The sequence below is a fragment of the Facivitalis istanbulensis genome (assembly GCF_040560405.1).
GTDB lineage: Bacteria > Pseudomonadota > Alphaproteobacteria > Sphingomonadales > Sphingomonadaceae > Sphingomonas > Sphingomonas istanbulensis.
This window is the reverse complement of the sequence record NZ_JAVSCQ010000059.1, coordinates 1-5883: the sequence shown is the minus strand read 5'-3', so window position 1 is coordinate 5883 and position 5883 is coordinate 1. Positions and strand designations below refer to the sequence as shown.

Annotated in this window: 3 tRNA genes and 3 rRNA genes; all 6 read left to right on the top strand. The window is 55.2% G+C overall.

Annotation, left to right across the window (positions count from 1 at the left end):
• Nucleotides 1-370: 370 nt before the first annotated feature.
• The 6 genes from RN629_RS18050 (at nucleotide 371) to RN629_RS18025 (ending at nucleotide 5841) form a co-directional block, all read left to right on the top strand.
• Nucleotides 371-1857: ribosomal RNA gene (locus RN629_RS18050) — 16S ribosomal RNA — on the top strand.
• Nucleotides 1858-2069: 212 nt separating this feature from the next.
• A tRNA-Ile gene (locus tag RN629_RS18045) sits at nucleotides 2070-2146 on the top strand.
• A 132-nt stretch (nucleotides 2147-2278) separates the two neighbouring features.
• A tRNA-Ala gene (locus tag RN629_RS18040) sits at nucleotides 2279-2354 on the top strand.
• A 297-nt stretch (nucleotides 2355-2651) separates the two neighbouring features.
• A 23S ribosomal RNA gene (locus RN629_RS18035) occupies nucleotides 2652-5473 on the top strand.
• 132 nt (nucleotides 5474-5605) lie between these two features.
• A 5S ribosomal RNA gene (gene rrf, locus RN629_RS18030) occupies nucleotides 5606-5720 on the top strand.
• Together the 16S, 23S and 5S rRNA genes with 3 tRNA genes alongside form the textbook arrangement of a ribosomal RNA operon.
• Nucleotides 5721-5764: 44 nt before the next feature.
• A tRNA-Met gene (locus tag RN629_RS18025) sits at nucleotides 5765-5841 on the top strand.
• Nucleotides 5842-5883 lie beyond the last annotated feature (42 nt).

Genomic DNA, 5883 nt, shown 5'->3' with positions numbered 1-5883 from the left:
TTGACCCTAATATGGTGTATGGGTAGAGGGGTTTCACCGCGACGGAGCGGGCCACTGAGTGTGGCGCTTCGGGGTGGTACTGGCATTGAGATGCTGGCACGCTGGGTTTCTGGACCGGAAGGGTTCAGGGGCGGAAGTGGTGCCGGTATTTGTTGTCGGCTCTTTGACATTGTGATTTAGATGAAGGGACATGCGGGCGGCGGCTTGGCGGTTGTCCTGGGCATTCAAGGTGCTCGGGGATCGTTAATAAGCTTTAAGCCAGTTCGTATGTCTCGTTACATATCCACTTGAATATGTGATGTGCAGGAATTGGCTCCTTGAAGTGAGCGGTTTGGTTTTCGGTTATTCCACCGGGGCCGAATCGAGCATCAAACTTGAGAGTTTGATCCTGGCTCAGAACGAACGCTGGCGGCATGCCTAACACATGCAAGTCGAACGAAGGCTTCGGCCTTAGTGGCGCACGGGTGCGTAACGCGTGGGAATCTGCCCTTAGGTTCGGAATAACAGCTGGAAACGGCTGCTAATACCGGATGATATCGCGAGATCAAAGATTTATCGCCTGAGGATGAGCCCGCGTTGGATTAGGTAGTTGGTGGGGTAAAGGCCTACCAAGCCGACGATCCATAGCTGGTCTGAGAGGATGATCAGCCACACTGGGACTGAGACACGGCCCAGACTCCTACGGGAGGCAGCAGTGGGGAATATTGGACAATGGGCGCAAGCCTGATCCAGCAATGCCGCGTGAGTGATGAAGGCCCTAGGGTTGTAAAGCTCTTTTACCCGGGAAGATAATGACTGTACCGGGAGAATAAGCCCCGGCTAACTCCGTGCCAGCAGCCGCGGTAATACGGAGGGGGCTAGCGTTGTTCGGAATTACTGGGCGTAAAGCGCACGTAGGCGGCTTTGTAAGTCAGAGGTGAAAGCCTGGAGCTCAACTCCAGAACTGCCTTTGAGACTGCATCGCTTGAATCCAGGAGAGGTCAGTGGAATTCCGAGTGTAGAGGTGAAATTCGTAGATATTCGGAAGAACACCAGTGGCGAAGGCGGCTGACTGGACTGGTATTGACGCTGAGGTGCGAAAGCGTGGGGAGCAAACAGGATTAGATACCCTGGTAGTCCACGCCGTAAACGATGATAACTAGCTGTCCGGGCACTTGGTGCTTGGGTGGCGCAGCTAACGCATTAAGTTATCCGCCTGGGGAGTACGGCCGCAAGGTTAAAACTCAAAGGAATTGACGGGGGCCTGCACAAGCGGTGGAGCATGTGGTTTAATTCGAAGCAACGCGCAGAACCTTACCAGCGTTTGACATGTCCGGACGACTTCCAGAGATGGATTTCTTCCCTTCGGGGACTGGAACACAGGTGCTGCATGGCTGTCGTCAGCTCGTGTCGTGAGATGTTGGGTTAAGTCCCGCAACGAGCGCAACCCTCGCCTTTAGTTACCATCATTTGGTTGGGTACTCTAAAGGAACCGCCGGTGATAAGCCGGAGGAAGGTGGGGATGACGTCAAGTCCTCATGGCCCTTACGCGCTGGGCTACACACGTGCTACAATGGCAACTACAGTGGGCAGCGACCCTGCGAGGGCGAGCTAATCCCCAAAAGTTGTCTCAGTTCGGATTGTTCTCTGCAACTCGAGAGCATGAAGGCGGAATCGCTAGTAATCGCGGATCAGCATGCCGCGGTGAATACGTTCCCAGGCCTTGTACACACCGCCCGTCACACCATGGGAGTTGGATTCACCCGAAGGCGTTGCGCCAACCCGCAAGGGGAGCAGGCGACCACGGTGGGTTCAGCGACTGGGGTGAAGTCGTAACAAGGTAGCCGTAGGGGAACCTGCGGCTGGATCACCTCCTTTCTAAGGATAGCGGCGGAAAGCGTCGGACTTCGGTTCGAAAGAGCTTCCTCCCATTCCAAAGACATTCCAACCGCCGTCCTCATGTCCCTTCATCCTAGGTTAGTTCACGAGACGAAATAGCGAAGCTATTTTGCACGTGAACAAGCTCGGCCAGCGCAGGATAGCGCGCCATAAGGCGCAGCTTTGCTGCGACTGACGGCGCAAGCGTGTGCGGGCCGGTAGCTCAGGTGGTTAGAGCGCACGCCTGATAAGCGTGAGGTCGTAAGTTCAACTCTTACTCGGCCCACCATCGCAGGCGTCCGGTCCGGCCTTACGCCGCCGGACGCGGCAAAGCCGCGCCCTCTGGCGCAAGGCTTTGCGCGCCGATCGTGCTTGCAGATGTGTGCGATAGTTTCGCTATCGCATCTCACTGCTGGCACATGGGGCCTTAGCTCAGCTGGGAGAGCGGTTGCTTTGCAAGCATCAGGTCATCGGTTCGATCCCGATAGGCTCCACCATCCTGCATATACCTAGAGATGAAGACACCAGTTCCGCTGTGCAAGCAGCGGTTACGAGGTGCGTAGTACGCACCTCATCTTTGACATTGTGAATGGGTTTTTAAAATCGATGCCGTGAAGGTGTCGGCTTTGAAAGTAGAGCGAAGGCGGCAACGCCCGAGCGAAGCGGACGGGCTGGCAATTCACAATATCTGGCTGAGTATTTAATGACCACACCGAGATGCTACCCAATGCTGCTCTGCCGAGTCGGCTTTGTCGCGAGACAAGCCCAGCGTTGATGGTGGTGGTGTGGGCTCTCAAGCGTGAGGTAAGGGCAATTCGTGGATGCCTTGGCATGTACAGGCGATGAAGGACGTGGCACGCTGCGATAAGCGTCGGTGAGGTGTGAGCAACCTGTGACCCGACGATTTCCGAATGGGGAAACCCACCTATCCGTTTAATCCTAGCTGAGCCGCTCGGCGGCACGCTTCATGCGTGTCGGCGTTCGGCTCTGTGAGGGTTAGGCGGTTCAGGTATCTTGGGACTGAATACATAGGTTTCGAGAAGCGAACCCGGTGAACTGAAACATCTCAGTAGCCGGAGGAAAAGACATCAACCGAGATTCCGTTAGTAGTGGCGAGCGAACGCGGACCAGGCCAGTGCCTTCATTTCAACTAGCAGAACGATCTGGAAAGTTCGGCCATAGCGGGTGACAGCCCCGTATGCGAAAGTGATGATGAAGGACTCGAGTAGGGCGGGACACGTGTAATCCTGTCTGAACATGGGGGGACCACCCTCCAAGCCTAAATACTCGTACATGACCGATAGCGAACTAGTACCGTGAGGGAAAGGTGAAAAGCACCCCGATGAGGGGAGTGAAACAGTACCTGAAACGGATTGCCTACAAGCAGTAGGAGCCTCTTTATGGGGTGACTGCGTACCTCTTGCATAATGGGTCTGTGACTTAATGTTTCAAGCAAGCTTAAGCCGATAGGTGTAGGCGCAGCGAAAGCGAGTCTGAATAGGGCGCTTTAGTTTGAAGTATTAGACCCGAAACCCGGCGATCTATGCATGACCAGGATGAAGGTGCGGTAACACGCACTGGAGGTCCGAACCGATTAACGTTGAAAAGTTACCGGATGAGTTGTGCTTAGGGGTGAAAGGCCAATCAAGCCGGGAAATAGCTGGTTCTCCGCGAAAACTATTGAGGTAGTGCCTCGAGCGGACACCATAGGGGGTAGAGCACTGGATGGTTGCGGGGGTCGCGAGATCTACCAATACTAACCAAACTCCGAATACCTATGAGTGATACTCGGGAGACAGACGGCGGGTGCTAAGGTCCGTCGTCAAAAGGGAAACAGCCCTGACCTACAGCTAAGGTCCCCAAGTCGTGTCTAAGTGGGAAAGCATGTGGAAATCCCAAAACAACCAGGAGGTTGGCTTAGAAGCAGCCATCCTTTAAAGAAAGCGTAACAGCTCACTGGTCTAAACAAGGGTTTCTGCGGCGAAGATGTAACGGGGCTCAAGACACGCACCGAAGCTTAGGGTGTACACTTTGTGTACGCGGTAGCGGAGCGTTCCGTAAGCCTGCGAAGCGATCTGGTAATGGGTCGTGGAGGTATCGGAAGTGCGAATGCAGACATGAGTAGCGATAAAGAGGGTGAGATGCCCTCTCGCCGAAAGACCAAGGGTTCCTGCGCAAGGCTAATCCGCGCAGGGTGAGCCGGCCCCTAAGACGAGCCCGAAGGGGGTAGTCGATGGGAACCACGTTAATATTCGTGGGCCTGGTGGTGTGTGACGGATCTCGTGTGTTGTACGTCCTTATCGGATTGGACGTGCTTCGAAGAGGTCCCGGGAAATAGCCCCACCGTATAGACCGTACCCGAAACCGACACAGGTGGTCAGGTAGAGTATACCAAGGCGCTTGAGAGAAGTGTCCTGAAGGAACTCGGCAAATTGCCTCCGTACCTTCGGAAGAAGGAGGCCCCACATGAGCGCAAGCTTTTGTGGGGGGCACAGGCCAGGGGGTAGCGACTGTTTAGCAAAAACACAGGGCTCTGCTAAGTCGGCTTCAAGACGACGTATAGGGCCTGACGCCTGCCCGGTGCCTGAAGGTTAAGTGGAGGAGTGCAAGCTCTGAAATGAAGCCCAGGTAAACGGCGGCCGTAACTATAACGGTCCTAAGGTAGCGAAATTCCTTGTCGGGTAAGTTCCGACCTGCACGAATGGCGTAACGACTTCCCCACTGTCTCCAGGACATGCTCAGCGAAATTGAATTCTCCGTGAAGATGCGGAGTACCCGCGGTTAGACGGAAAGACCCCGTGCACCTTTACTGCAGCTTCAGAGTGGCATTGGACAAGAACTGTGTAGCATAGGTGGGAGGCTTTGAAGCATTGGCGCCAGCCGGTGTGGAGCCATAGGTGAAATACCACCCTGTTGTTGTTTAATGTCTAACCTCGTACCGTGAAACCGGTACAGGGACCCTCTGTGGCGGGTAGTTTGACTGGGGCGGTCGCCTCCTAAAGAGTAACGGAGGCGCGCGAAGGTTGGCTCAGGACGGTTGGAAACCGTCTGTTAGAGTGCAATGGCATAAGCCAGCCTGACTGCGAGACTGACAAGTCGAGCAGAGACGAAAGTCGGTCATAGTGATCCGGTGGTCCCTCGTGGAAGGGCCATCGCTCAACGGATAAAAGGTACGCCGGGGATAACAGGCTGATAACCCCCAAGAGCTCATATCGACGGGGTTGTTTGGCACCTCGATGTCGGCTCATCACATCCTGGGGCTGGAGCAGGTCCCAAGGGTTTGGCTGTTCGCCAATTAAAGTGGTACGTGAGCTGGGTTCAGAACGTCGCGAGACAGTTTGGTCCCTATCTGCCGTGGGCGTCGAAATTTGAGAGGAGTTGACCCTAGTACGAGAGGACCGGGTTGAACGTACCTCTGGTGTACCTGTCGTCGTGCCAACGGCGCAGCAGGGTAGCTATGTACGGACGGGATAACCGCTGAAAGCATCTAAGCGGGAAGCCTCCCTCAAGATAAGATTTCTCAGGACGGTCGAAGACCACGACCTTGATAGATCGGATGTGGAAGTGCGGTAACGCATGGAGCTAACCGATACTAATTGTCCTATTCGCGCTTGAGAGCTCCACACCCCCACCATCAGCCCTGGGCTGATGACTGAGAGTGCGGTCATCAATACAGCCAGTGCACGCATCGATTTTATACCCAATTCCCTCGGCCTCGTGTCGAGGGTCGTATTCGCGGACTCTATTGCCTGGTGGCCATAGCGTCGGTGTCCCACCCGATCCCATCCCGAACTCGGCCGTGAAACCCGACTGCGCCAATGGTACTACTGCTCAAGCAGTGGAAGAGTAGGGCGTCGCCAGGCATTACAGTCCGCGAATATGAAAACCCATTCACAATTTCCCCCGTCGCGGGGTGGAGCAGCCCGGTAGCTCGTCAGGCTCATAACCTGAAGGCCGCAGGTTCAAATCCTGCCCCCGCAACCATCTTTACTTGCAACCCCGCAGCTCCCGCCGCGGGGTTTTTGC